22 protein-coding genes are annotated in these 24,458 nt (G+C 66.0%); 14 read left to right on the forward strand and 8 right to left on the reverse strand.

Annotated elements, in window-relative coordinates; all coding sequences use genetic code 11:
* Positions 1-60 precede the first annotated feature (60 nt).
* Positions 61-804 carry a DNA repair protein RecO gene (gene recO / locus CSC74_RS00925; RefSeq protein WP_162312547.1) on the forward strand — a complete coding sequence of 248 codons (744 nt, stop codon included), beginning with the start codon at positions 61-63 and terminating at the stop codon, positions 802-804.
* A gap of 81 nt (positions 805-885) precedes the next feature.
* On the opposite strand, the gene CSC74_RS00930 is transcribed toward recO, so the two are convergent.
* Positions 886-1,593: a response regulator gene (locus CSC74_RS00930; protein WP_162312548.1), complete on the reverse strand. Its 708-nt coding sequence runs from the start codon at positions 1,591-1,593 to the stop codon at positions 886-888.
* Positions 1,594-1,627: 34 nt separating this feature from the next.
* On the opposite strand from CSC74_RS00930, the gene CSC74_RS00935 reads away from it, so the two are divergent.
* The 10 genes from CSC74_RS00935 (at position 1,628) to CSC74_RS00980 (ending at position 12,421) form a co-directional block, all read left to right on the forward strand.
* On the forward strand, positions 1,628-3,685 hold the full coding sequence (locus tag CSC74_RS00935) for a translocation/assembly module TamB domain-containing protein (RefSeq protein ID WP_162312549.1): 2,058 nt from the start codon (positions 1,628-1,630) through the stop codon (positions 3,683-3,685).
* A 17-nt stretch (positions 3,686-3,702) separates the two neighbouring features.
* Positions 3,703-4,320: a YdbL family probable chaperone protein gene (locus CSC74_RS00940; protein WP_162312550.1), complete on the forward strand. Its 618-nt coding sequence runs from the start codon at positions 3,703-3,705 to the stop codon at positions 4,318-4,320.
* Positions 4,321-4,534: 214 nt separating this feature from the next.
* A complete protein-coding gene (gene rlmD, locus CSC74_RS00945) occupies positions 4,535-5,863 on the forward strand; it encodes a 23S rRNA (uracil(1939)-C(5))-methyltransferase RlmD (RefSeq protein WP_162312551.1) in 1,329 nt (442 codons plus the stop codon).
* 135 nt (positions 5,864-5,998) lie between these two features.
* A complete protein-coding gene (locus CSC74_RS00950) occupies positions 5,999-6,517 on the forward strand; it encodes a CYTH domain-containing protein (protein ID WP_162312552.1) in 519 nt (172 codons plus the stop codon).
* 13 nt (positions 6,518-6,530) lie between these two features.
* Positions 6,531-7,538 (forward strand): beta-N-acetylhexosaminidase, encoded by a 1,008-nt coding sequence (gene nagZ / locus CSC74_RS00955; protein WP_162312553.1) that lies wholly within the window; start codon positions 6,531-6,533, stop codon positions 7,536-7,538.
* Complete coding sequence (locus CSC74_RS00960) at positions 7,538-8,092, forward strand: hypoxanthine-guanine phosphoribosyltransferase (RefSeq protein ID WP_162312554.1); 555 nt, start codon at positions 7,538-7,540, stop codon at positions 8,090-8,092. The genes nagZ and CSC74_RS00960 overlap by 1 nt, the downstream gene beginning before the upstream one ends.
* Positions 8,093-8,096: 4 nt before the next feature.
* On the forward strand, positions 8,097-8,858 hold the full coding sequence (locus tag CSC74_RS00965) for an S-methyl-5'-thioinosine phosphorylase (protein ID WP_162312555.1): 762 nt from the start codon (positions 8,097-8,099) through the stop codon (positions 8,856-8,858).
* Between the two features lie 91 nt (positions 8,859-8,949).
* Entirely contained in the window at positions 8,950-9,156 is a 207-nt protein-coding gene (locus CSC74_RS00970; RefSeq protein ID WP_162312556.1) for a cold-shock protein, read from the forward strand.
* Between the two features lie 195 nt (positions 9,157-9,351).
* Positions 9,352-10,617 (forward strand): FAD-dependent oxidoreductase, encoded by a 1,266-nt coding sequence (locus CSC74_RS00975; protein WP_162312557.1) that lies wholly within the window; start codon positions 9,352-9,354, stop codon positions 10,615-10,617.
* Positions 10,618-10,783: 166 nt separating this feature from the next.
* Positions 10,784-12,421, forward strand: coding sequence for an acyl-CoA dehydrogenase family protein (locus CSC74_RS00980; RefSeq protein WP_162312558.1), 1,638 nt, complete (start codon positions 10,784-10,786; stop codon positions 12,419-12,421).
* A 303-nt stretch (positions 12,422-12,724) separates the two neighbouring features.
* Here CSC74_RS00980 and CSC74_RS00985 read toward each other — a convergent pair whose 3' ends face one another.
* From CSC74_RS00985 to fabR, 3 genes are all read right to left on the reverse strand, one after another.
* A complete protein-coding gene (locus CSC74_RS00985) occupies positions 12,725-13,249 on the reverse strand; it encodes a GrpB family protein (protein WP_162312559.1) in 525 nt (174 codons plus the stop codon).
* Positions 13,250-13,312: 63 nt separating this feature from the next.
* Positions 13,313-13,702 carry a DUF1761 domain-containing protein gene (locus tag CSC74_RS00990; protein ID WP_211369530.1) on the reverse strand — a complete coding sequence of 130 codons (390 nt, stop codon included), beginning with the start codon at positions 13,700-13,702 and terminating at the stop codon, positions 13,313-13,315.
* 28 nt (positions 13,703-13,730) lie between these two features.
* Positions 13,731-14,393 carry an HTH-type transcriptional repressor FabR gene (fabR, locus tag CSC74_RS00995; RefSeq protein WP_162312561.1) on the reverse strand — a complete coding sequence of 221 codons (663 nt, stop codon included), beginning with the start codon at positions 14,391-14,393 and terminating at the stop codon, positions 13,731-13,733.
* 88 nt (positions 14,394-14,481) lie between these two features.
* On the opposite strand from fabR, the gene CSC74_RS01000 reads away from it, so the two are divergent.
* Both CSC74_RS01000 and CSC74_RS01005 read left to right on the forward strand, forming a co-directional pair.
* Positions 14,482-15,588 (forward strand): ferredoxin reductase, encoded by a 1,107-nt coding sequence (locus tag CSC74_RS01000; protein ID WP_162312562.1) that lies wholly within the window; start codon positions 14,482-14,484, stop codon positions 15,586-15,588.
* 8 nt (positions 15,589-15,596) lie between these two features.
* Complete coding sequence (locus CSC74_RS01005; protein WP_162312563.1) at positions 15,597-16,721, forward strand: fatty acid desaturase family protein; 1,125 nt, start codon at positions 15,597-15,599, stop codon at positions 16,719-16,721.
* A 204-nt stretch (positions 16,722-16,925) separates the two neighbouring features.
* Here CSC74_RS01005 and CSC74_RS01010 read toward each other — a convergent pair whose 3' ends face one another.
* From CSC74_RS01010 to CSC74_RS01025, 4 genes are read right to left on the reverse strand one after another with little or no spacing between them, the layout of a single operon-like run.
* A complete protein-coding gene (locus CSC74_RS01010) occupies positions 16,926-18,740 on the reverse strand; it encodes an ABC transporter transmembrane domain-containing protein (RefSeq protein WP_162312564.1) in 1,815 nt (604 codons plus the stop codon).
* Positions 18,737-19,330 (reverse strand): IMPACT family protein, encoded by a 594-nt coding sequence (locus CSC74_RS01015; protein WP_162312565.1) that lies wholly within the window; start codon positions 19,328-19,330, stop codon positions 18,737-18,739. Before CSC74_RS01015 ends, CSC74_RS01010 begins: the two co-directional genes overlap by 4 nt.
* A complete protein-coding gene (locus tag CSC74_RS01020; RefSeq protein ID WP_162312566.1) occupies positions 19,327-20,355 on the reverse strand; it encodes a hypothetical protein in 1,029 nt (342 codons plus the stop codon). Before CSC74_RS01020 ends, CSC74_RS01015 begins: the two co-directional genes overlap by 4 nt.
* The gene (locus CSC74_RS01025) at positions 20,352-20,870 is read right to left on the reverse strand and encodes an RNA polymerase sigma factor (protein WP_425501429.1); all 519 of its coding nucleotides are present in this window, start codon (positions 20,868-20,870) and stop codon (positions 20,352-20,354) included. Before CSC74_RS01025 ends, CSC74_RS01020 begins: the two co-directional genes overlap by 4 nt.
* A gap of 337 nt (positions 20,871-21,207) precedes the next feature.
* Between CSC74_RS01025 and CSC74_RS01030 the strand changes: the two genes are divergently transcribed.
* Positions 21,208-24,105 carry a bifunctional diguanylate cyclase/phosphodiesterase gene (locus CSC74_RS01030; RefSeq protein ID WP_246192979.1) on the forward strand — a complete coding sequence of 966 codons (2,898 nt, stop codon included), beginning with the start codon at positions 21,208-21,210 and terminating at the stop codon, positions 24,103-24,105.
* Positions 24,106-24,458 lie beyond the last annotated feature (353 nt).

The raw sequence follows: 24,458 nt of genomic DNA on the forward strand, positions 1-24,458 counted from the left end.
CAGCGAAAGACTCGCGCCGGGACGGCGCTCCCACGACTCAGCTCTTACAATGCCGTGCCGATGCGCATCGAAAACGAACCCGCCTACGTCCTGCATGCGCGCCCGTGGCGCGAGACCAGCCTGCTGGTCGAAGTGCTGGCCGAAAACCATGGACGGCTCGGCCTGGTCGCACGTGGAGTGCAGGGTCCGAAGAAGCAGGTCCTGCGCGCCGCATTGCAACCGCTGCAACACATCCGCCTTGAAGCGGTGCAGCGTGGCGAACTGGCGCAATTGGTCTCCGCGGAGGCGTTGGACGCCGCTCCCCGGCTTGCAGGCGAAGCGATGCTGGCCGCGTTCTACATCAACGAGCTGGTGATGCGCCTGGCGCCTCGCCAGGATCCGCATGGAGGCCTGTATCGCGTCTATGCAGAAACCCGCTCGCGATTGGACGGCATCGATCCCCTGGCCTGGACCCTGCGCCGCTTCGAACGCGACCTGCTGGAATCGCTGGGCTCGGGTTTCGATCTGACTGAAGATGGCGACGGCCTCGCCGTCGACCCGGCGGCGCGCTACCAGATCGATCCGGAACAGGGCCCGCGCCGGTTGCTGAGCGATCGCGGGCGCGATGAACGCAGCAGCGCCGCGACCGGCAGCGCCTTGCTGGCCCTGGCCGCCGACCGGCAACCGGAGGCGGACGACCTCGCCAGCCTGCGCCTGGCCCTGCGCAGCGTGCTCAGCCATCACCTCGGTGGGCGCGGCCTCAAGTCATGGGAAATGCTGGGCGAGTTGGGGCGCTTGAAACGTCCTGGACCGGCAAAGCCCTGAGCGATGTTTGTGGGAGCGGCGTAAGCCGCGAAGCTCTCGCGGCTTACGCCGCTCCCACAACTACCCCGCGCCGTTCCCGCATCAGCCTGAAGCCAGCGTGTCGTGGACGATGGCGGTGAAGTTCATGGCCACGGAAGGTTCGGACAATGCGTCTTCCAGGTTTTTCGCCGCCGCGTTCAAGCGCGACGCGCCGACGAAACCGCTGCTGGCCTTCAATTGATGCAGGATCTGTTTCGCGGGCCCGGGATCGCCTTTGTCCAACGCATCGATGATCGCATCGTGCTGCCGCATCAGTTCATCGAGGAACATCCTGCGCAGGGTCGCGACATGTTCCTGGCTGCCATTCAGTGCGGCCAGTGCGGCAGCCTCATCCCACAACGGCAGCGCCGTGAACGGGCTCGAAGTTTCGCCTATGCGCGGCGGCGCATCGGAAGCCATTCCCAGCCATCGACGCACCACTTCCTGCAAGCGCGCAGCACTCAGCGGCTTGACCAGCACTTCGGCAAAACCGGCCTGGAGCAACTGCGCCTGCAGCGCCTGGGAGTCGTCAGCGGTGTGGGCCAGTGCCGGTGTCGTGGGGTGCCGGACCCGTAGTTCTGCCAGCAACTCGGTCCCTTGGCCGTCGGGCAGGTTGGCGTCCAGCAGCCACAGGTCCTGGGTGCCTTCCCACGCGAGCGCGGCACGAATCGAATCGGCCGTATCGACCTGCGCAGGCAATGCCTCCAATGCGGCGGCCATGAAACTGCAACTGATCGGATCGTCCTCCACCAGCAGCAGGCGTGGCTTCATTCCCTTGTGATCTGACATCGTTATGCTGCCTTCCATGCCCCGCCGCATCTTACCGCCGCTGTTGCTGTCCCTGCTTGCGACCGGCCTGCTGGTGGTCAGCCTGCTTGCGACCAGTGCTCCCGCGCAGGCCAGGATCCTCAGCGCGCGGATCGCCAGGCTCACGACCCCGGTCGCCAGCCTGGAGCAGGTCAGCGTGCGCCTGGAGTGGCCGGCCGATGCGCAAGCAGGGCAACTGACCCTCAGCGCGCGGCGGATGCTGGCGCCCGACCTTGGCTACCGTTTCGACGACCTCACCTGGCACTGCCCGCTGCAGCGCCCGTCCAATCAGCGGGGATGGCGCTGCGAAGGCGAGATCCGCAGTGCGGGGCGCCGTCCGCTGAAACTTGGCGTGGACCTGTCCACGGCGACCACCGATGCCGAGCTCTCGCATGGCACCGCCAACCTGGCGCTGCACCGCAATGCCGGCAGCCCCGACATCACCCGCATCGACCTGACCCGGGTACCGCTGGCCTGGTCGCAGGCGCTGCTGGCGCAGGCATGGCCCGCGGCGAACCTGAAAGCCGGCACGATGGACGGACGCCTCGACATCCACACCCCCAGCGCACGGCCGTTGCGCGTCGAAGGGCGCCTGACGCTGGCCGGACTTGGCCTGGATACGCCGGATGGCAGCATCGCCGCCGAAGGCCTTGGCGCGCAGTTCGACATCGACTACCGCAAGTCCGCGGGGTTGTCGCTGGTGACCCTGGACGGCAGCCTGCGTGGCGGCGAGATGCTGGTGGGCAATGGCTACATCGCTCTGCCGGCAACGCCGGTGGCGGTCAGCCTCGCCGCGCGGCAACAGGGCGCGGGCGGTTGGGAAATTCCGCAGTTGCTGTGGGACGACAGCAATGCGCTGAAAATCGAAGGTTCACTGGGTTTCGATCCACGGTTGAATCTCGACAATGCGGACCTGCGTGTGCAGAGCGGCGATCTCGCGCCGTTGCGACCGCGCTATCTGTCCGGCTGGCTGGGAATGGCCGGATTGGGCGAACTGCAGCTGCACGGAGCGATCAATGCGCTTGTACGGATGCGGGAGGGGGCCATGGTCCTGGCCGAAGCCGACCTGCGCGAAGTGTCGGTAATCGATGGGCAGCAGCGCTTCCGTTTCGATGGACTGAACGGCAGTCCGGTGTTTTCGGCGCGTGCCCCGATGCAGAGCAACCTGCGCTGGCGTGGGGGAGCGATCCATGGACTGGCGTTCGGTCCGGCCGCATTGCCGCTGACCAGTGCCGCGGGCGTCATCGGTCTGCGCGAGCCGGTCTCGGTGCCCATGCTGAGCGGCGACTTGCGCTTCGAGACGCTCAACCTGCGTCCGCCCGCGGGCGAGCGTGGCCTGGAATTCGAATTCGGCCTGGCTGTGGAAGGGCTCGATGTAGGCCAATTGGCCGCGACGATGGATTGGCCGGCGTTCGAGGGACGGCTCGACGGACGCATTCCCAGGGCGCGCTATGCCGACGACCGGCTCGATTTCGAGGGCATCCTCACCACCCGCATGTTCGACGGCACGGTGCAAGTCTCGGGGCTGGCGATGGAGCGCCCGTTCGGCACTGCACCCACGCTGTCCGCCGATATCGTGATGGACGATCTGAACCTGGAATCGTTGACCAAGGTGTTCGGCTTCGGCGAAATCACCGGCGCACTGGATGGCAGCGTCCGCAACCTGCGCCTGGTCGACTGGAGCGCCGAGGGTTTCGATGCCGACCTGCATACCGATCCCTCCTGGAAAGGCAAGCGCCGCATCAGCCAGCGTGCGGTGCAGGACCTGTCCAGTGTCGGTGGCGGTGGCGGAGGGTTGGGCAACAGCCTGCAGGCGCAGGCGTTGAAGCTGTTCGACGATTTCGGTTACCGGCAAATCGGCATCAGCTGCAGGCTGGCCGAGCAGGTCTGCGACATGGACGGGCTTCGTTCAGCGGGCAACAGCTTTATTATCGTCGAAGGATCGGGCTTGCCGCGCCTGACCGTTACGGGATACAACCGCCGCGTCGATTGGCCCACACTGGTCGAAAGACTGGTGGCGGTCACCCAAGGCGAAACCAAGCCGGTCATCGAATAATCTCTGGGAGAAGCGACATGCATCGTTGGTTGGGAACCTCACTCGCAGCATCGTTGCTGCTCACCGCCTGCGTCACCATCAACGTCTATTTCCCGGCGGCCGAAGCCAAGGAAGCGGCCAAGGAGTTCGTCGACAAGGTGATCGGCGACCCGGTGCCGGCCACCGATGCGAAACCGCAACCGCCGGCCGGGCAGGGCGGCAGCGCCTCGCTGCGGAAACCGGAGCGTGCGTTCAACTGGCTGGCCCTGGTCGGCATCGGCACCGCCTATGCGCAGGAAAAGGCCGACATCAGCATCAGGACTCCGGCGATCCAGGCCATCCAGGGCCGCATGGCCACGCGCTTCAAGGCGCAACTGGCGGCGGGCTTCGATGCCGGAGCGCTGGGCCTGACCCGCGACGGCATGGTCGAGCTGCGCGACGCTTCCAAGCTGGCGCTGAAGGATCGCGTGGCCATCACCCAGGCCGTGGCCGACGACAACCGCGACCGTAAGGCGGTTTACCGCGAAGTCGCGGTCGCCAACGGCCATCCGGAATGGGAAGCCAAGATCCGCGAGACCTTCGCCCAGCAGTGGATCGCCAGCGCGCATGGTGGCTGGTGGTACCAGGATTCGGGCGGGAGCTGGAAGCAGAAGTGAGGGGTGAGGGGGAGCGAGAAACGAGGAGTGAGGAGTGAGGGGGAGCGAGAAACGAGAAACGAGAAACGAGGAGTGAGGAGTGAGTTCCAGGCCCCTTTTCTTCTATCCGTCAGCTTGCCTTTACTCGTTCCTCGTTTCTCGCTCCAGCCACTCGTTCCTAGCTCCCCGCCTTCTGCGACAATAGCGCCCCGCAAACGCACGCAGCTCCCGCCACGTGGCAAGACCCCGTCCCCCCCGCATCGACAAGACTCCCTTTGAAGCCGAGATCGTCGACCACAGCCACGACGGTCGTGGCGTGGCGCGGCGCGACGGCAAGACCGTGTTCATTTCGGGCGCGCTTCCCGGCGAACGGGTCATGGCGGAACAGACCGCCAAGAACCGCCATTTCGACGAGGCGCGCACGGTCGAGGTGCTGCACGCCTCGCCGGACCGGGTGACGCCGCGCTGCCCGCATTTCGGCACCTGCAGCGGCTGCGTGCTGCAGCACCTGGCCGAGGACAAGCAGATCCTGCTCAAGCAGCGCGTCCTGCTGGAGAACCTGGAGCGCATCGGCCATGTCACGCCGCAAACGGTGTTGCCGCCGCTGACCGGCGACAGCTGGGGTTACCGGCGCAAGGGCCGTTTCTCGGTGCGGCGGGTGAACAAGAAGGACAAGACACTGGTCGGTTTCCGCGAAACCGATCCGCGCTTCGTCGCCGACCTGCACGTTTGCCACACCGTCATCCCGCACATCGGCGAACGCGTGGAAGCGCTGGCCGACCTGGTCGAAGGCCTGGAGGCGCGCAACGATATCCCGCAGATCGAATTCATCGCCGGCGATGCAACGGTCGCGTTGGTGTTCCGTCACCTGAGTCCGTTGAGCGACGCTGATCGCGCCGCATTGACGGCCTTCGCCCGGCAGCACGATTTCGCCATCTACCTGCAGTCCGGTGGCGTGGACACGGTGGTGGCGCTGTGGCCGGAAGCGCCGGAGCTGGCGTTCGCGCTGCCGCAATGGAACGTGGAGCTCGTGTTCCGCCCGCTCGACTTCATCCAGGTCAATGCGACGCTGAACCAGAAGATGATCGCGCGTACTTTCGAACTGCTGGATCCGCAACCCGAGGATCGGATCCTCGACCTGTTCTGCGGGCTGGGCAATTTCACCCTGCCGATGGCAAGGCTAGTCGGCGAAGTGGTGGGCGTGGAAGGCGAGGCCGGGCTGGTGATGCGCGCACGCGAGAACGCGGGGCGCAACGGCCTGGCCAATGCGCATTTCCATGCTGCCGACCTGACCGAGGATCAACGCGGCACGCCGTGGATGCGGCAGGGCTTCAACAAGCTGTTGCTGGACCCACCACGTTCGGGCGCCGACGAGGTATTGAAACAATTGCCGCTCAAGAATATCGATCGCATCGTCTATGTCAGTTGCCATCCGGCCTCGCTGGCCCGCGATGCCGGATTCCTGGTCAATGAGCGTGGTTACAAGCTGAAGGCGGCGGGAGTGATGGACATGTTCCCGCATACGGGGCATGTGGAAAGCATTGCGTTGTTCGAGATGAAGTAAGCGATTGGGGTGATTGTTGTTTTTTGATTGCAGGACGCAAGGATCAAGATCGAAGGCACCCCTCCTCAATCCTCCCCTGCTTCGCAAGGGAGGAGGCCAAGAGCAGCAACCACCAATCACCAACGAAAGAACCCCATGGGCATCGAAATAGAACGCAAATTCCTGGTCACCAGCGACGCCTGGCGCGCCGCAGCGCATGAAGTGATGCCGATGGCGCAGGGCTACCTGAACGACCTGGCCATGGTCGAAGGCGGTGCGCAGAAGGCCTCGGTGCGGGTGCGCATCGAAGGCGGCGATGCCTACCTGAACCTGAAATCGCGCGAGCGCGGCCACACCCGCCAGGAATTCAATTACGCCATTCCCGTGGACGAGGCCCGTTCCCTGCTGGCCCTGTGCATCGGCGGCCTGATCGACAAGCGCCGCCATTACGTGCGCCACGAAGGCCATTTGTGGGAAGTCGACGAATTCCTGGGCGACAACGCCGGCCTGGTGGTCGCTGAAATAGAACTGCAACACGCCGACGAAGCCTTCGTCCCGCCGGCCTGGGCCGGCAGGCAGGTCACCGACTCGCTGCGCTATTACAATCTGGCCCTGGCCTCGCGCCCGTATTCGCAATGGGCGGACCACGAACGCGCCGCCACCGACATTCCCTGAGGACAACACACGCATGCTCGTCATCGGCATTTCCGGCACCGAACTCACCGCGCAGGAGCGCGAATGGCTGCAGCACGACGCGGTGGCCGGGGTGATCCTGTTCACCCGCAATTTCTCCTCGCGCGAGCAGGTGGTGGAGCTGTGCGCGGCGATCCGCGAGGCCGCGCCGCGTCCGCAACTGATCTGCGTGGACCAGGAAGGCGGGCGCGTCCAGCGTTTCCGCGACGGCTACAGCCCGCTGCCCTCGCTGGAAGGTTTCGGCGCGCTGTACGCACAGGATCCCGACGCCGCATTGAAGCTGGCCGAGGAACACGCCTGGCTGATGGCCAGCGAAGTGCGGGCCAGCGGCGTGGACCTGAGTTTCGCGCCGGTGGTGGACCTTGCACGCGGCAATCGCGCCATCGGCGACCGCGCCTTCAGCGCCGATCCGCAGGTGGTCGCCGCTTTCACCCGGGCCTATGTGCGCGGGATGCACAGTGTCGGCATGGCCGCCACGCTCAAGCATTTCCCCGGCCACGGCACGGTGCTGGAAGATACCCATTTCGATGATGCGATCGATCCGCGCCCGCTGGATGTGCTGCGCAAGGAAGACCTGGTGCCGTTCGTGGCCGGGATCGAGGCCGGCGCCGATGCGGTGATGCTGGCCCACGTGAGCTACCCGGCGGTGGCACCGGAACCGGCGGGTTATTCGCCCTTCTGGATCCAGCAGGTCCTGCGCAAGGAAATGGGCTTCCGCGGGGTGATCTTCTCCGATGACATCGGCATGGCCGCGGCTTTTTCCGCCGGTGGAATCAAGGCGCGCATCGACGACCACCTGGATGCCGGCTGCGACGTGGTCCTGGTGTGCTCGCCGAAGCTGGTCGAGGAATCGCTGCGTGCGATGGAAGGTCGTGTTTCCAATACCGCCGCGCTGCTGGGCCTGATCGGGCGCGGTGGCCTCGGTTGGGACGGATTGCTGGCCGACGCGCGCTACGGCGCGGCGCAGTCGCGGCTGCCGAACGACGCCGGGAACCTCGCCTGATGCAGCCGCATCCGCTGTCCGCGGCACTGGCCAATGCGGAACTCATCGTCGACCGCGCCACCCTCGATGCCGCCATCGCGGCGATGGCCGCGCCCATCGCGCGCGACTATGCCGGCGAAGTGCCGGTCTACCTGACCGTCATGCACGGTGCCTTGCCCTTCGCCGGCCAGCTTTCGCTGGAGCTGGGCGCGCTGGGCCTGGACCTGGAGTTCGACTACCTGCACGCCACCCGCTATCGCGGCGAGACCAGCGGCGGCGAACTGGTCTGGAAGCATCGTCCCGCCACCGCGCTCTACGGCCGTCGCGTGCTGCTGGTCGACGACATCCTCGACGAGGGTTACACCCTGGCCGCGGTGCGCGAATGGTGCAGGGAGCAGGGCGCCACCGACGTGCGCATCGCCGCATTGGCCACTAAACAGCATGCACGCACGATCGCCGGCATCAGCGCCGATTACGTCGGCCTGGAAGTGCCCGACCGCTATGTGTTCGGTTTCGGCATGGACTACCACGAGCAGGGCCGCAACCTGCCGGGCATCTACGCATTGAAGGATTGAGCGGATGAGCGCGATCGCACTGGCGGTGATTGGCGGAACCGGCGTCTACAAGCTCGCCGACCTGCAGGACGTGGACACGCGCGAAGTCGATACGCGCTTCGGCAAACCTTCCGGCCCGATCCGCATCGGCACCTTGCTGGGCCAACGCGTGGCTTTTCTCGCCCGCCATGGCGAAGGCCACTCGGTGCCGCCGCACCTGATCAACTACCGCGCCAATCTGGCCGCGTTGAAGGATATCGGCGCCACCCGCGTGCTGGCGCTGAACACGGTCGGCGGCATCGGCGACGATTTCGGCCCGCGCGTGCTGGCTTGCCCCGACCAGTTGATCGATTACACCTGGGGCCGTATCTCCACGATCTGCGAGGGTGATGTCGATACAGGCATGGATTCCGAGGTGCTGCATGTCGATTTCGGCGACCCCTACACTACGTTGCTGCGGCACAAGATCATCGCGGCCGCGCGCGTAACCGGTGTTTCGCTACAAGGCCATGGATGCTACGGCGCGACGCAGGGACCGCGCCTGGAGACCAAGGCCGAAATCGCGCGCCTGCGCCGCGACGGCTGCGACCTGGTCGGCATGACCGGCATGCCCGAGGCGGCGCTGGCGCGCGAACTGGGCCTGGACTACGCCTGCCTGGCCATAGTCGCCAACTGGGCCGCCGGTTGCGGCACCGGCGAGGAAATCACCATGGGCGAGGTGCTGGCCAATGTCGAGGCGGCCTCCAACGGGTTGCCGGAGCTGATTGCCGAATTGGCACGCGGGTGATTGTCAACGCGGCCCGGTCTTTGCATACTCCGCCCGTGCGTCTTGCGCACACCACCACCACCCGCATCCAAACCAAGGAAATACCAGAGCTATGCCGACCGGTACCGTGAAATGGTTCAATGACGCCAAGGGCTTCGGATTCATCGCGCCGGAAGATGGCAGCGCCGATGTCTTTGCGCACCACTCCGCGATCAACAGCAAGGGATTCCGCAGCCTGCAGGAAGGCCAGCGCGTCAGCTACGAGTTGACCCAGGGCCCGAAGGGCGCACAGGCCTCGAACATCGAACCTGTCGCCTGACCCCATTGTCTGGATTTATTTGAACCCCGCTACGGCGGGGTTTTTTATGGCTGTTCCCTGTAGGAGCGCCCATGGGCGCGAGCTCTTCGTCCCGATCGCGAGAAGATCAAAAGCTCGCGCCCATGGACGCTCCTACGGGATGACGATCCTTCCCGGTAATCGGTGAAGAACCTTTTTATGGCTGGGAAAGCACGGATGATCGGGAAGTTGAACATCGCCATCGTCGGCTACGGCACTGCCGGACAGGCATTGGCGATCCTGCTGTCGCGGGACGGGCATGCGGTGGAAGTGTTCGAGCGCGCCGCCGAGCCCGGCCCGGTCGGCGCCGGCTTCCTGCTGCAACCGACCGGCCTGCAGGTGCTGTGGCAGATGGGACTGCTTCCCGCAGCGCTGGAATACGGCGCGCCGGTCACCCGCCTGTATGGCGAAACTCCCGACGGGCGCGGGGTGATGGACATGCGCTACCAGGGACTTGATTCGCGGATGCACGGACTGGGCATGCAGCGTGGCGCCTTGTTCACCTTGCTGGCCGATGCCTGGGAAGGCATTGCCGGGTTGCATCGCGGCACCCGCGTGGCCAGTGTCGACCATGAAACCGGACGGCTGGCCGACGAGCATGGCCGCAAGCATGGTCCTTTCGATCTGGTGATCGCCGCCGATGGATCGGCGTCTCAATTGCGCAGGCAGGTATCGGAAAGCCGCGTCGACCGCGTGTATCCCTGGGGCGCGTTGTGGTGCCTGGTGCCGCGTGGCGACTGGCCATGGGCCGGCGAACTGCGCCAGCGCTACGTCGCCGCACGCAAGATGATCGGCCTGCTGCCGGTGGGTACGCGGCCGGGGGACGACGTGCCGCGGCTCAGTTTCTTCTGGAGCCTACCGACCTCCGACTTCGATGCGTGGAAGGAGCGTGGACTGCAGGCGTGGTTGCAGCAAATAGACGGAATCTGGCCGCAAGCAAGCACGCGCCTGCAAGGCATCATCGATGCCTCGCAGCTGGCGCGCGCCAGTTATCGCGATGCGATCCAGAAGCAATGGCATCGCGGGCGGCTGGTGCTGGCCGGCGATGCCGCGCACGCGATGAGTCCGCAACTGGGGCAGGGCGTCAACATGGCGCTGATGGATGCGATGGCCCTGCGCGACGCATTGCGCGACGAGGCGCGGGTGGGCGATGCATTGGCGCGTTACCAGCGCGTGCGTCGAAGGCATGTGTCCATCTACCATTTCTGGAGCCACTGGCTGACCCCGCTGTTCCAGTCGGATCGCGATGTGGTGGCGAAGATCCGCGATATGAGCATGCTGCCCTTGGGCAGGTTGCCCGGCGGCAGCGGCCACATGCTGCGGATCCTCAGCGGCACCCAGCAAGGATGGCTGGGCAAACTGGCGCTGGAACCCGGGTTCATCGCCGCCCTATCCGCACATCGCACTCCCGTGTCCCCCAAGGAGACTTCCTTCGGGGCGTAGGAGCGGGCCTTGCCCGCGATGCTCTTGCTTGGTAGGTCCAAGCTTGCTCGGATGCTCTGGCTTCAATGCGAAAAGCATCGGAGCAAGCTCGGATCCACGAGAAGCGAAGCAAAGGCATCGCGGGCAAGGCCCGCTCCTACGGTTAGAATCGGGGCGAGGTGACGCCGTGAACGATCTGCCGCCATTCGAAACCCACAACGTCGACAACCAGCCGCCGCCGTTCGAGCCACGCGATCTGTGGGCCGATGACGCGGTGTTGCGCGAGGCCATCGCCCGCGAGGGCGCCGTCACTTTCGCCACGCAACTTTCGCACTACGCGCAATTGGCCGGCGACGAGCTGTACCGCATCGGCTTCGACGCCAACCGCGACAAGCCGCGGCTGAAGACCCACGACCGTTTCGGCCATCGCATCGACATGGTGGAATTCCATCCCACCTACCACCGGTTGATGCAGGCCGCGAAGGAACATGGCGTCGCCGGCCTGTCCTGGCACCAGCCGCAGGCGGGCGCGCACGTCGCCCGCGCGGCCTTGAGCTACCTGCATCACCAGGTGGAAGCCGGGACCAGTTGCCCGTTGACCATGACCCATGCCGCGGTGCCGGTGCTGCGCCGCGAACCCGCTTTGCGCGAATGGGCGGACAAGGCGGCGGCGCCTTCCTACGATGCGCGCGACCTGCCTGTCGCGCAGAAGTCCGGCATCACCCTGGGCATGGGCATGACCGAGAAGCAGGGCGGTTCCGACGTGCGCGCCAATGCGACCGTCGCGACGCCGTTGACGGAAGAAGGCGAATATTCGCTGGTAGGACACAAATGGTTCCTTTCCGCGCCGATGTCGGATGGCTTCCTCGTGCTCGCGCAGGCGCCCGGTGGACTGACCTGTTTCCTGCTGCCGCGCCGGCTCGACGATGGCGGCAAGAATGCGTTCCGGCTGATGCGGCTGAAGGACAAGCTGGGCGACTGGTCGAATGCGTCCTCCGAAATAGAATTCTGCGGGGCCTGGGCGCGCCGCATCGGCGGGGAAGGGCGCGGCGTCGCCACGATCATCGAGATGGTGATGTTCACGCGTCTGGACTGCATGCTGGGCGCGGCCGCGGAAATGCGCATGGCCCTGTCCCAGGCGATCCACCACGCGCGCCATCGCCTCACCTTCGGCAAGACGCTGGTCGAACACGCATTGATGCGCAACGTGCTGGCCGACCTGGCGCTGGAATCCGAAGCGGCGCTCGCCTTCTCGCTGCGCGTGGCGCGGGCGGTGGACGCCGCGCCAGGCGATGCCGCGGAGGCGGCGTTCGCACGTATCGCCACCGCCATCGGCAAGTACTGGCTGTGCAAGCGCGCGCCTCCCTTCGTCAACGAAGCGCAGGAATGCCTGGGCGGCGCCGGCTACATCGAGGAATCGATCCTGCCGCGCCTGTACCGGCAGGCGCCGCTCAATTCCATCTGGGAAGGCAGCGGCAACATCCAGTGCCTGGATGTGTTGCGGGCATTGTCGCGGGAACCGGAAACCGGCGCTGCGTTGCTGGCGGAGCTGGAAGCCGTGGGTGGTCGCGATGCGGTGTTCGATGAGTATGCGGCGAAGTTGCGGGCGGATCTATCTGCGGCTTCGACTGAAGAGATCGGTGCGCGCTGGTTGGTGGAGCGGCTCGCGCTGGCGTTGCAGGCTGCGGTATTGCTAGGTTCCAGAAGCCCGGCGGCGAGCCTGTTCGTGCGCAGCCGATTAGGTGGGGAACATGGCTTGGCGTTCGGCACCTTGCGTGCCAGCGATGATATCGATGCGTTGATAGCACGCGCGTTGCCGCTTTAAATCCCTTCTCCCTCCGGGAGAAGTTGGCGCGAAGCGCCGGATGAGGGAGGAAGAATTCCCCCCGTACCGAACTTTCATCGCGATCTGACAATGCATTCCCTCATCCGCCCTTCGGGCACCTTCTCCCGGAGGGAGAAGGGAAGCGCGATGCGCCTCGATCTTGCCCGGATCAGTAGGACGCAATAACCGTAGGGCATTGCGCCGATCGGGAATGACGACGCGGCATCGGCTTGCAAGACAACCCGATCATTCGGTAGCGGATGCTGCCGGCTGCGTATAGCCATGCGGTGCAATGCCCTGCGGTTATTGCGCCCTACGGGGTATTGCCCAGAGCAGGGCGTGTCTTTCGTGCTCTTTTACGAATGCGTCCTTGCCATCCATGTACGCGGCCATGTCGTGTGGATGGGCAATGGCCAAGCGTTCCTTCAGCGCGCCGTATTCCTCGGCTAACGAAAGATGCGCCCGCATGTAATCGCGGAAAGCGACATGGCGGACGACATTCGGTGTGCCTGCTTCGAACGCATGGATCTGGTGCGTCCGTGTTCCATCAGAATCGTTCAGACGGAAATAGCGGCGGCCCGGAATTCCGAACTCACCCTTTGCCTCATAGCCCATGGCTTCAAGTATGGGTGCATGCTGATCCAGAGCTTCGAGTGAAGTGGCCTCCAGCAAGATATCGATGATTGGCTTTGCCTTGGTCTGCGGAATCGCAGTGCTGCCGATATGGTGTATCCGGACGGCAACCTCTCCCAATGCTTGCGCAATCCGTCCAGCCTCAGCCTCGAACCTGACTGGCCAGGCAGGATCATGGGCAACTACTCGAATCATTGTGCGCTCCGGGTGTGCCGCGTAACCAACAGATCGACTGCGACCCGGGGAAAACCGGATCGCTCAATGCCACAACCCCAGCACCAACCCGAACAACACGAACTGCACTGTGTGGTAGCCCCCGTCGATCAACCACAGCTTGAAGCTGCGGTTGGCGAACTGGTAGTTGATGCCGAAGCTGGCCGCGACCAGACCGGCGCCGACGAGCAATCCGTGGTGAAGCGCGATATGGAGTGGGGGACTGGGTCCGAGCAGCCAGGCGAAGAGATAAGCGGCGATCAGCGAGAACAGGAAACTCACCCCGAACACCCTGGCCGGGTGACCGCCGGCTTCGCCTTTGGGATCGCGCCCCGATTCGCGATTCCAGACCGTTCCGAACAACGCCGGCGAATACCAGAGGCCACCCACCAGGAAACTGGAAAGCGCCGCCACCACGACCGCCAACAGGTTCATGTCCGTCATTCTCGAGTGAGTACTGTCGTTATGCCTTGCCGGCCTCGGCCATCGCCCGCGAGCCGGTGATGATCATGCGCAGCATCTGCGAAAGCTGTTCGATCAGCTCCGGATCCTTTTCCGGCGGCATGTCCATCGCGCTGGCGCCGGCGGCAAACACCAGGCGGGTGATCGCCTTGGCCACCAGCGCCGGTTCGTGCAGCCGCGCATTGTCCGCGGCGGCCAGGCGGACCAGGTCGATCTGCAATTCCTCCTCGAAGAAATTGAGTTCGCGGTCCACCGCCTGCTTGAACGCATCCGAGCCCACCGTACCCTCGCGCAACAGCACGTGCAGCAGCTTGTCGTCGGCGCGCAGCTGCTCCATGAAGGTTTCCAGCGAGCCGCGGACCACGCTGCGCTCGGTGGTCGCGCGCTGCCGGGCCTGGCCGATGATCTTGCGCAGCGAGCGTCCGGACAGGTCGATCAGCGCCACCGCCAGCTCGTCCATGTCGCGGAACTGGCGGTAGAAGCTGTTCGGCGCGATACCGGCCTCGCGGGTCACCTCGCGCAGGCTCAGGGTGGACAGGCTGCGGTGCGGGCCGACCAGCTTCAGTGCCGCCGCGATCAGATCGTCGCGCGAGATCGCCGCCTTGCGCGGGGCGGCGTGCTCGGTATCGGCAAGGGTGTCGGTGGGGTTCACGAGGGCCGTCATGCCATTGAAAGGTGATGGGAGCATCATATCGGCTGAATGGAATATACAGTTGTCTAGACAATTGTATCTGCATCCGTATAGTGAGCTCATGAATGCTCGTCTGGATCCGTCCCCCAAGTCCCCGACCAGCCATGTCAGGCGCCTGCTCAGGCCTGTCGTGGCCCCGTCCGTGTTCGATTTCTGGGCTTCCCGGCTCAATCCGGCCTGGTCCTGGGAGCGCCCGCTGGCCCGCGTGATCGCCCGCGAGCAGGCTTCCCGCGACGCCGTGACCCTGGTTCTGAAGCCCAATCGGCACTGGCGCGGCTTCCAGCCCGGCCAACACCTCAACGTGAGCGCCGAGATCGACGGCAGCCGGGTGACCCGCAGCTACAGCCTGACCGGACCGCCGCGCGCCGACGGCCGCATCGCCATCACCGTGAAGGGCATCGAGGGCGGCAAGCTCAGCCAGCACCTGTGCCGCGAGGCCAGGATCGGCGATGTGCTGGAACTCGGCGCCGCCTTCGGCGGCATGACCCTGCCGGAACGCCTGGACGGCCGCTGGCTGTTCCTGGCCGCCGGCAGCGGCATCACTCCGTTGGTGGCGATGGTTCGCACGCTTGCCGCGCAAGCGATGCCGGTGCCGCTCGACCTGGTCTATTGGGCGCGCCACCGCGAAGAACTCTGCTTCGCCGCGGAACTGCGCGCACTGGCCGCGGCCCACGCAAGCTTCAAGGTCCACTTCGTGTTGACGCGGGAGGCGGAACGGGCCGAAGGCGAGTCCTCCGGCCGCATCGATCGCGCGCTGATCGACTCATTGCTCGATGACGCAGGCGAACGGCATGTCTTCGCTTGTGGACCGGGTGGTTTCGTGGACATCGCCAAGTCATTGTTCTCCGCAGGCGCTCCCACCTTCCATGCCGAAGCCTTCACCCCGCCGCCAAGGGTGGTCGAGGGGGGCGGCAACGTGCAGGTCACCCTGGCCGCCAGCGGCCGCACCCTGACCCTGGCGCGCGGCCAGTCCCTGCTGACCGCGCTGGAAGCGGAAGGGCTTAGGCCGGCCTCCGGGTGCCGCATGGGCATCTGCAATACCTGCTCTTGCGGCAAATCGTCGGGAACCACCCGCAACCTCAATACCGGCGATCTCGCCGGCGAACCCGTCTCGGCGCTCAAGCTCTGCATCAGCAGCGCGGTGAGCGACCTCGTACTCGACCTCTGAATCCCCACATGGCCACTAAAATCAAAAACCGCGCACTGACCGCGGCCGAACTCGACGGCTTCGCCGCCGAACTCGATGCCGTGCGCGCCCGCACCACCGCCCGCCTGGGGCAGTCGGATGCGAACTACATCCGCCGCATCGTCAAGGCCGTGCGCTACACGGAAATCGCGGGACGCGCGCTGCTGTTCGCCGGCGCCTTCGTTCCCGCCATCCTGGTGCCGGCATGGATCGTCGGCACGCTGTTGCTGGCGCTGTCGAAGATCCTGGAGAACATGGAACTGGGCCACAACGTCATCCACGGCCAGTACGACTGGATGGGCGACCCGCACCTCAACGGCAAGACCTACGAGTGGGACATCGCCGGCACCAGCGACAACTGGCGCCATACCCACAACTTCCAGCACCACACCTACACCAACGTGCGCGGGATGGACGACGACATCGGCTACGGCCTGCTGCGGATCTTCCCCGAGCAGCGCTGGAAGCCGTTCTACCTGGCGCAGCCGATCATCGCGGTGGTGTTCGCCGTCCTGTTCGAGTGGGGCGTGGCGATCCAGAACCTGAAGCTGGGGCGCTGGTGGGCCGGCAAGACCAGCAAGGCGAAGATGCGTGAAATGTTCCGCCCGGCCGGCAGGAAAATGCTGCGCCAGATACTGAAGGACTACGTGGCGTTCCCGCTGCTGGCCGGTCCGTTCTTCCTGCCGGTGCTGCTGGGCAATGTGGCCGCCAACGTGCTGCGCAACCTGTGGACCTACATCATCATCTTCTGCGGCCACTTCACCGCCGATGCGGAAACCTTCCCCAAGGAATCGATCCGCAACGAATCGCGCGGTCACTGGTACGTGCGCCAGCTGCGCGGTTCCTCCAACCTGTCGGGCGGCAAGCTGCTCAACGTGATGTCGGGCAACCTGAGCCACCAGATCGAGCACCACTTCTATCCCGACATCCCGGCCAACCGCTATGCGGCGATGGCGGTGGAAGTGAAGGAGATCTGCGCCCGCTATGGCCAGCACTACAACACCGGTTCGTTGCCGAAACAGTTCGGCCAGGTGATCTGGCGGATCCTGCGGCACGCGTTTCCCAGCCGGCCCAGGAAAGCGCGGGCGCCGCTATTGCAGGCGCAATCCAGCTGATCCATGTAGGAGCGCCCCTTGGGCGCGATGCCTTTCGGTCAGGTCGCGCAAGAGCATCGCGGGCAAGGCCCGCTCCTACAGGGGTTGTTGTAGGAGCGCCCCTTGGGCGCGATGCCCTTCGGCCAGGTAGCGCAAGAGCATCGCGGGCAAGGCCCGCTCCTACGGGCTGATTGTCGATGGTGGGCCAAGGCCCACCCTACGGTTTCAATCGATGAACTGCAGGCGCGCCAGTTCCGCATACAGGCCGTCCTGGGCGATCAATTCCGCATGCGTGCCCTGGGCGACGATACGGCCGCGATCCATGACCACGATGCGGTCGGCCTTCAATACCGTCGAAAGCCGGTGCGCGATGACCAGCGTGGTGCGGCCTTCCATCAACCTTTCCAGCGCCTGCTGCACCGCTCGCTCGCTCTGCGCGTCCAATGCCGAGGTCGCCTCGTCCAGCAACAGGATCGGCGCGTCCTTCAACAGCGCGCGGGCGATGACGATGCGTTGCTGCTGGCCACCGGACAGGCGCGCGCCGCGTTCGCCGAGTTCGCTGGCGAAACCTTCGGGCAATTCGCGGATGAAATCGTCGGCTTCGGCCGATTCGGCTGCGGCCTGCAGTTCGGCATCGGTGGCATCGAGCCTGCCGTAGCGGATATTTTCGGCGGCGCTGGTGGCGAAGATCGTCGGTTGCTGCGGGACCAGGGCGATGCGTTCGCGCAGTTCGGCCGGGTCCAGTTCGCGCAGGTCCATGCCGTCGATGCGGATGTTGCCGGACTGCGCATCGTGGAAGCGCAACAACATCGAGAACACCGTGCTCTTGCCGGCGCCGGACGGGCCGACCAGGGCCACGGTTTCGCCCGGCTCGATCTGCAGGTCGAAGCCATCGAGCGCCGGCAGGTCCGGGCGCGAAGGGTAGTGGAAGACGACGTTGTCGAAGCGGATGTCGCCACGCAACGGCGACGGCAGGGAGCGTGGATGCGCGGGCGCGACGATGTCCGGGGTTTCCTGCAGCAGTTCGGTGATCCGGCCCATGCCGCCGGCCGAGCGTTGCAGGTCGTTCCACACTTCGGCCAGGGCACCGACCGAACCGCCGACGATCAGGGCGTAGACCACGAACTGGGCCAGCGTGCCCTTGCTCATGTCGCCGGAGATGACGTCGTGGGCGCCGGTCCACAGCATCAGCACGATCGCGCCGAATACCAGGGTGATCGCCGAGGCGGTGACGAAGGCCTGCGCGCGGATGCGCTTGCGCGCGGTGTCCACCGCGGTCGCGACCGCGCCGCCGAAGCGTTCGCGTTCGTAGGGTTCCCGCGCATGCGATTGCACCGTGCGTACTGCGCCGAGGGTTTCGCTGGCCAGGCTGTTGGCGTCCGCCACCCGGTCCTGGCTGGCCCGGGATATCTTCCCCAGGCGCCGGCTGCCGAGCACGATCGGCAACACCGCCGCCGGGATGCCGATCAGCGCGAACGAGGCCAGGCGCGGGCTGGTGACGAACAGCAGGACCAGGCCGCCGACCACGGTCACGCTGCTGCGCAGGGCCACCGACATGCTGGTGCTGACCACGTTGCGCAGCAGTTCGCTGTCGGCGGACAGGCGCGAGACCAGTTCGCCGCTGCGGGTGCGGTCGTGGAAACCGGCGCCGAGGCCGATCAGGTGGCCATAGAGTTTCTGGCGCAGGTCGGCGACGACCTTTTCGCCCAGCAGCGACACGAAATAGAAGCGCGTCGCACTGGCCAGGGCCAGTACCACGGCCACGCCGAACAGGGAAAGGAATGCCTGGTCGACATTGGTGCCGCTGGAAAAGCCCTGGTCGATGATCTGACGGACCGCCATCGGCAGGCTCAGGGTCGCGGCCGAGGCCACCGCCAAGGCGACCAGCCAGGCCGCGAACAGGCCGCTGTGCCGGCGCACGAACGGCCACAGGGCGCGCAGGCTGCCGAGCCTGGGTTTGGGCTTGGCGGCAGCGGGTTCAGCAACCGGGTCAGGTTTTGCGGCTGTCGCGTCGGAGGAATCAACGGCAGGAGAGGTCATTCGGCATCCGATTCGGCAAAGCGCACACGGTTACGGGTGGCGTCGCGCAGGTGGGTTTTCAAGGCGTCGAGCCGTGCCGTGGGCAGGCGCAGGCGCAAGATGACGCCGGTTTCGTGGAACTCCTCGCTCATTTTCTCGGCTGACCAGGATCCCATCGCGGCATGCACGCTGCCCAGGTCGTCGAACGAACAGGCGATCGTGGTTTCGCTCATGACCACCAAGGCCCGGCGCTCCGCGCGGCGTAGGCATTCGGTCGCCGCACCGCCATAGGCGCGGACCAGTCCGCCCGCGCCCAACTTGATGCCGCCATACCAGCGGGTGACCACGGCCACGACCTGGTCGTAGCCCTGGCCCTCGATCGCCGCCAGGATCGGCCGGCCGGCGGTACCGGAGGGTTCTCCGTCGTCGCTGGAACGGTATTCGGCGCCGATCCGGTAGGCCCAGCAATTATGGGTCGCTTCGGGATCGGAGACTTGGGTGAGGAAGGCCAGGGCCGCTTCCGGTGAAGTGGCCGGTGCCGCCTGGACGATGAAGCGGCTGTGCTTGACCTCGAGAGCGTGCGTCGCGATTGCGGCCAAGGTGTCGCTCATTTTTCCAGCAGGGGTTCCAGGTCGCCCGGTACGGCTTCCTCCGGATGGTCCCGGACGAACAGCAGCAGGCTCCGTTTCGCCGCTTCGGCATCGCCCAGGCCATAGCGGGTGCGCACGCGCTCCAGCCATTCGTCCACCGGAAGCCGGGCATCGTCGGAGATCGGCACCTGCAGGTCGGTGCGCTGCAGGCGCGAGCCGGTGACTTCGACGCGATCCAGGCTGGTGCGATCCTGCGTGCCGGGTTCTTGCGCGCCGCGCTCCTGTTCGCGCAGGGCCGTGCTGGCCTTCGTCTCCGCGCGGGCAGCGCTTTGCTTCGCCGTTGTTGCACGGGTGGCGGAATAGCCGGCCGCTTCGTTCGCGGAAAGGCTCACTGCAACGGCCGCATCGTGTGGATCGGGTGCGAACGCCGCCGGCGATTCAGTGGCAGGTTCAGGTGCGGCCATGACCGGAGCAGGCGGGGCGGGAGGTGGCGGCACCGCACCGAGGGAACGAAGACGATCGCCACCCTGCGTCTGGCGCTGGACCGGTGGGGCTTGCGGTGGACGGACCGTGCGCCGGGGCGGCGGCATCGACGTCGCGCGCGGCGGCGCGGTTTTCGCGGCCGGAGGTGGTGGCGGAGGTGCGGGCATCGGAATCTCCGCCGCTACTGCCGAGTCCTGCGCCACTGCGTCTGCATGCGGAAGTGGTGGCGATGCGGGTTCAGCGGCGGGTTCCGCTTCGGTCTGCGTCATCATTTCCGCCGCCACGGGCCCGGGCGCCTCGGACGACGCGGTCGCCACTGGCTGCACCGGGCGCAGCTGCCAGGCGATGCCCACGGCCAGGACCATCGAAGCGGCCAGGCCGATCGCCACCGGCCAGCGTGGTTTGTACGCGCGTTGCGGCTTGCCGGCCACCGCGGCATGCGCGGCGGCCAGGATCTTCGCATCCAGCGTGGTTGGAGGTTCCCCATGCGGGCCCGTGCGCGCGATGAGCTGGGCCAGCTCGCGCTCTTCCTGGGTCAGGGGTTCCGAAGGGTGGCGGTTCATTCGTTCAGTCTCGTGCGCAACTTGTCCATCGCGTAGCGCAACCGCGATTTGACCGTTTCCCGGCCTACACCGGTGATCTGACCGATTTCCTCGAGCGACAGTTCCTGTTCCAGGCGTAGCTGCAGGACCTCTCGCTGGTCTTCGGGCAGTTCGGCCAGGGCCAGTTGCAGGCGCCGCCGTTGCTCGAATTCGGAAAGATTGCGCTCCGGGGTGTCCGGGTCGGGGATCCTCGCGGCGCGTTCATCGCCATCAACGGGTGCCGGCGGGCGGTGCTTGAGCGCGCGCCAGTGGTCGGTGAGGCGATTGTGCGCGATCCGGAACAGCCAGGTGGTGAAAGCCGCTTCAGGCTTCCAGCCTTCACGTGCGGTGATCACGCGTTGCCAGCTGTCCTGGAAAAGCTCGTCGGCCAGCGCGGGGTCGCGGACCTGGCGCAGCAGGTAGCGATACAGGCGGTTGCGGTGGCGCGAATACAACTGCTCGAAAGCGCTCGTGTCGCCAGCGGCATAGGCCAGCATCAGGGCTTCGTCGGCGATTTCCGCGGAATCGTTCACCCTGACAAGCGTACGGCCTCGGCCCCGATCCGCATAGCCGTGCCGGCGCTTGCCGACTGGCCGCAGACGCCGGTTTACCGCGTATAGACAGGAAACAGGTGCAAAAACCGGAGGGGGCATGGCGCGGCGCATGTAACCTGCTAACGTCCCCGTGGCGGAGATGGGGTTTCCGCCCGCGATGGCTTCCGGTATATCGCATCAACGAATTCAACCTGGGGAATCCGTGCACTTGCCGAATACCGAAGCTGCGGAAATCCCGTCTCCTGTCCAGATCGCGACCCCGGACCAGGAGCCTGCGGACGTGGCCAGATCGCCGACCGAGCAGATCGTGGCCGTCCTGTCAGGGTTGCTGCCGAACAAAGCGTCCGTGGCGGTTTGCTGGCGCGACTGGGCCCTGGGTAGTGGCAGTGCGTTGTCCGCGGGCGGAAGCCAGGCGTTGCGCAAGCGCGCCGAGCTTGCGCTATCCGATCTTGAGGCGGCACGTCCGGATGCGGCGTGCGACGAGCAGGAGTGGCTGGTCCACGCCTGGGACAACGTCGATGGCAATGCGCGCATGGCGGTCGCGGCGAGCTTGCCGCAGACCGTGGCCAGCGCCGAACGCGAGTCCTGGCTGGCGCTGGCCAAGACCCTGCTGGTGTCCACCCTGGACGCCTCGCGGGCGCAGGCGCGCATCGTTTCCCTGGAAAAATCCAAGCGCCTGCAGCAGGCCCTGTACGAAATCGCCGACCTGGCCAGCGCCGACCTGGAAATGCCGGAGATGCTGCGCCGGATCCATGTGGTGGTGGGCTCGCTGATGTACGCCGACAACTGCTACATCGTGCTTTACGACGACCAGCGCCGCAGCGTGCGCTTCCTGCACTTCGTCGACCAGCGCGATCCCTATGTCGCCGACCCCGATCGCGAATTCACCGAGGAGGAAATGCCCAACAGCATGACCTTCGCCTTGCTGCGCCACGGCCAGCCGGTGCGCGGGCCTTCGACCGTGATCCGGCAGAAGCTCGGCGTGGTCCCGGACGCGAGCCACGGCCCCGACAGCCTGGACTGGATGGGTGTGCCGATGCGCCGCGAGGATCGCGTCTGCGGCGCGATCGTGGTGCAAAGCTACGACACCCCGGCCAGCTACACGGACGAGGACCGGGCCCTGCTGGGTTATGTCGCCCAGCACATCCTGACGGCGCTGGACCGCAAGCACGCGCACGTGGACCTGGAACGCCGCATCGAGGCGCGTACCCACGAACTGCAGCGCGCCAACCGCGAGCTGCAGGCCGAGGTGCTGGAACGCAAGCGCGCGGAGAAGCTGCAGCGTGCCTTGTTCCGCATCGCCGAACTGGCCATCACCTCGGAAAGCCTGGAGCGCTTCTACGCCGACGTGCACGCGGTGGTGGACGAACTGATCTACGCGCGGAATTTCTACATCGCCCTGCTGTCCGACGATGGCGAGCGTCTGGACTTCCCGTATTCGATCGACGAACGCGACCCGATGCGGCTGTCGCGCAAGCTGACCAACGGCCTGACCGAACACGTCCTGTCCAGCCGCCAGCCCCTGCTGGCCGATCGCGGCAGGCTGGTGGAGCTCGGCCTGCAGGGCAAGGTCCACGAATACGGCCCGCACGCCTACAGCTGGCTGGGCGTGCCCTTGTTCCGCGACGAGGAAGTGGTCGGCGTACTCGCCGTGCAGAGCTATTCGCCCGATGTCAGTTTCAGCCCGTACGACCAGAGCCTGCTGACCTTCGTGGCCCACAACATCGGCAACGGCCTGGCCCGGCAACGCGCCCAGGAACACCTGCGCGTGGCCCATGCCGAACTGGAGCGCAGGGTCGATGCGCGTACCCACGAGCTTGCCGAAGCCAATTCCAAGCTGATGGCGCAGATCGGCGAGCGCTTGCGCGCCGAGCAGCGCCTCACCCACCAGGCCACCCACGACGGGCTGACCGGATTGCCCAATCGGCCGCACCTGCTCGACCGGCTTTCGGCCGCGATCGACCGCGCCCGCCATGGCGATGGCCAGGAGTTCGCGGTGCTGTTCCTGGACCTTGATCGCTTCAAGCTGGTCAACGACAGCATCGGCCATGCCGCGGGCGACGAGTTGCTGGTCGAAGTCGCGCGTCGCATCACTTCCATGGTCCGCAGCAACGACGTGGTTTCGCGCCTGGGTGGCGACGAGTTCGCGGTCCTGATCGAATACACCGATGGCCTGGACAGCGCACGCGAGCTTTCCCAGCGCATCCTTTCGGTGCTGGGACGGCCGATGTGGGTAGCGGGGCGCGAACTGTTCCCGTCCGCCAGCCTCGGCATCGCCGCCTGGCATCCGCGTTACCGCAACGGCGAGGAGCTGCTGCGCGACGCCGATGCCGCGATGTACCGCGCCAAGGCGCAGGGACGCGATTGCTATGCCGTGTTCGACGAACCGATGCGCGAAGCGGCGATGCAGAGCCTGGACCTGGAGGCCGACCTGCGCCGGGCCATCAACAACCACGATTTCCTGCCGTTCTACCAGCCCATCGTCCGCCTGGAGGATGGGGCGGTGATCGGCCACGAAGCCCTGTTGCGCTGGCAGCACGAACGCCGCGGCCTGCTGCTGCCGGCCGAGTTCATCAGCCTGGGCGAGGACAGCGGCCTGATCGAACAGGTCGACTGGCTGCTGTACGAACAGGTGGTGGCGCAGCTGGCGCGCGGCGGCGAAGGCTATATCTCGGTCAACGTCTCGCCACGGCATTTCCGTTCGCCCGATTTCGCCGATCGCCTGCTGTCGATGTTCGATGCGGTCGGCGCCGATCCTTCGCGGATGCGCGTGGAGATAACCGAAGTGGCGCTGCTCGACGACGCTCCGCGCACCTTGCGCACCCTGCGTACGTTGCGCCAGCACGGCATCCTGGCCCAGCTGGACGATTTCGGCACCGGCTTTTCTGCGCTGTCCTATCTGCATCGCTTCCCGATCTCGGTGCTCAAGATCGACCGCAGTTTCATCTCCGGCATCGGTAGCGAAGGGCGGCCGGAAAGCCTGGCCCTGGTGCGCGCGATCCTTGCGCTGGCCAGTACCCTGGGCATCGACACCATCGCCGAAGGCGTGGAGACGCAAGAGCAGAAGCAGGCCCTGATCGACCTCGGCTGCAGCCTCGGCCAGGGATACCTGCTTGGCCGGCCGGCACCGCAGATGGGCGGCCTGCCGGCAGCGCCGCTGTATCCCAACTGGGATTGAACCGACCGGTGTAGGAGCGGGCCTTGCCCGCGATGCTCTTGCGCGATCTGGTCGAAGGGCATCGCGCCCAAGGGGCGCTCCTACACCCACACCGTAGGAGCGGGCCTTGCCCGCGATGCTCTTGCGATCTGGCCGAAGGGCATCGCCCAAGGGGCGCTCCTACACCCACACCGTAGGAGCGGGCCTTGCCCGCGATGCTCTCTTGCGCGATCTGGTCGAAGGGCATCGCGCCCAAGGGGCGCTCCTACACCCACACCGTAGGAGCAGGCCTTGCCTGCGATGCTCTTGCGCGGTCTGGCCGAAGGGCATCGCGCCCAAGGGGCGCTCCTACGGAGGAACCCATTGCGGCTGGA

This window comes from Pseudoxanthomonas yeongjuensis, from assembly GCF_010093345.1.
GTDB classification, from domain to species: Bacteria; Pseudomonadota; Gammaproteobacteria; order Xanthomonadales; family Xanthomonadaceae; genus Pseudoxanthomonas_A; species Pseudoxanthomonas_A yeongjuensis.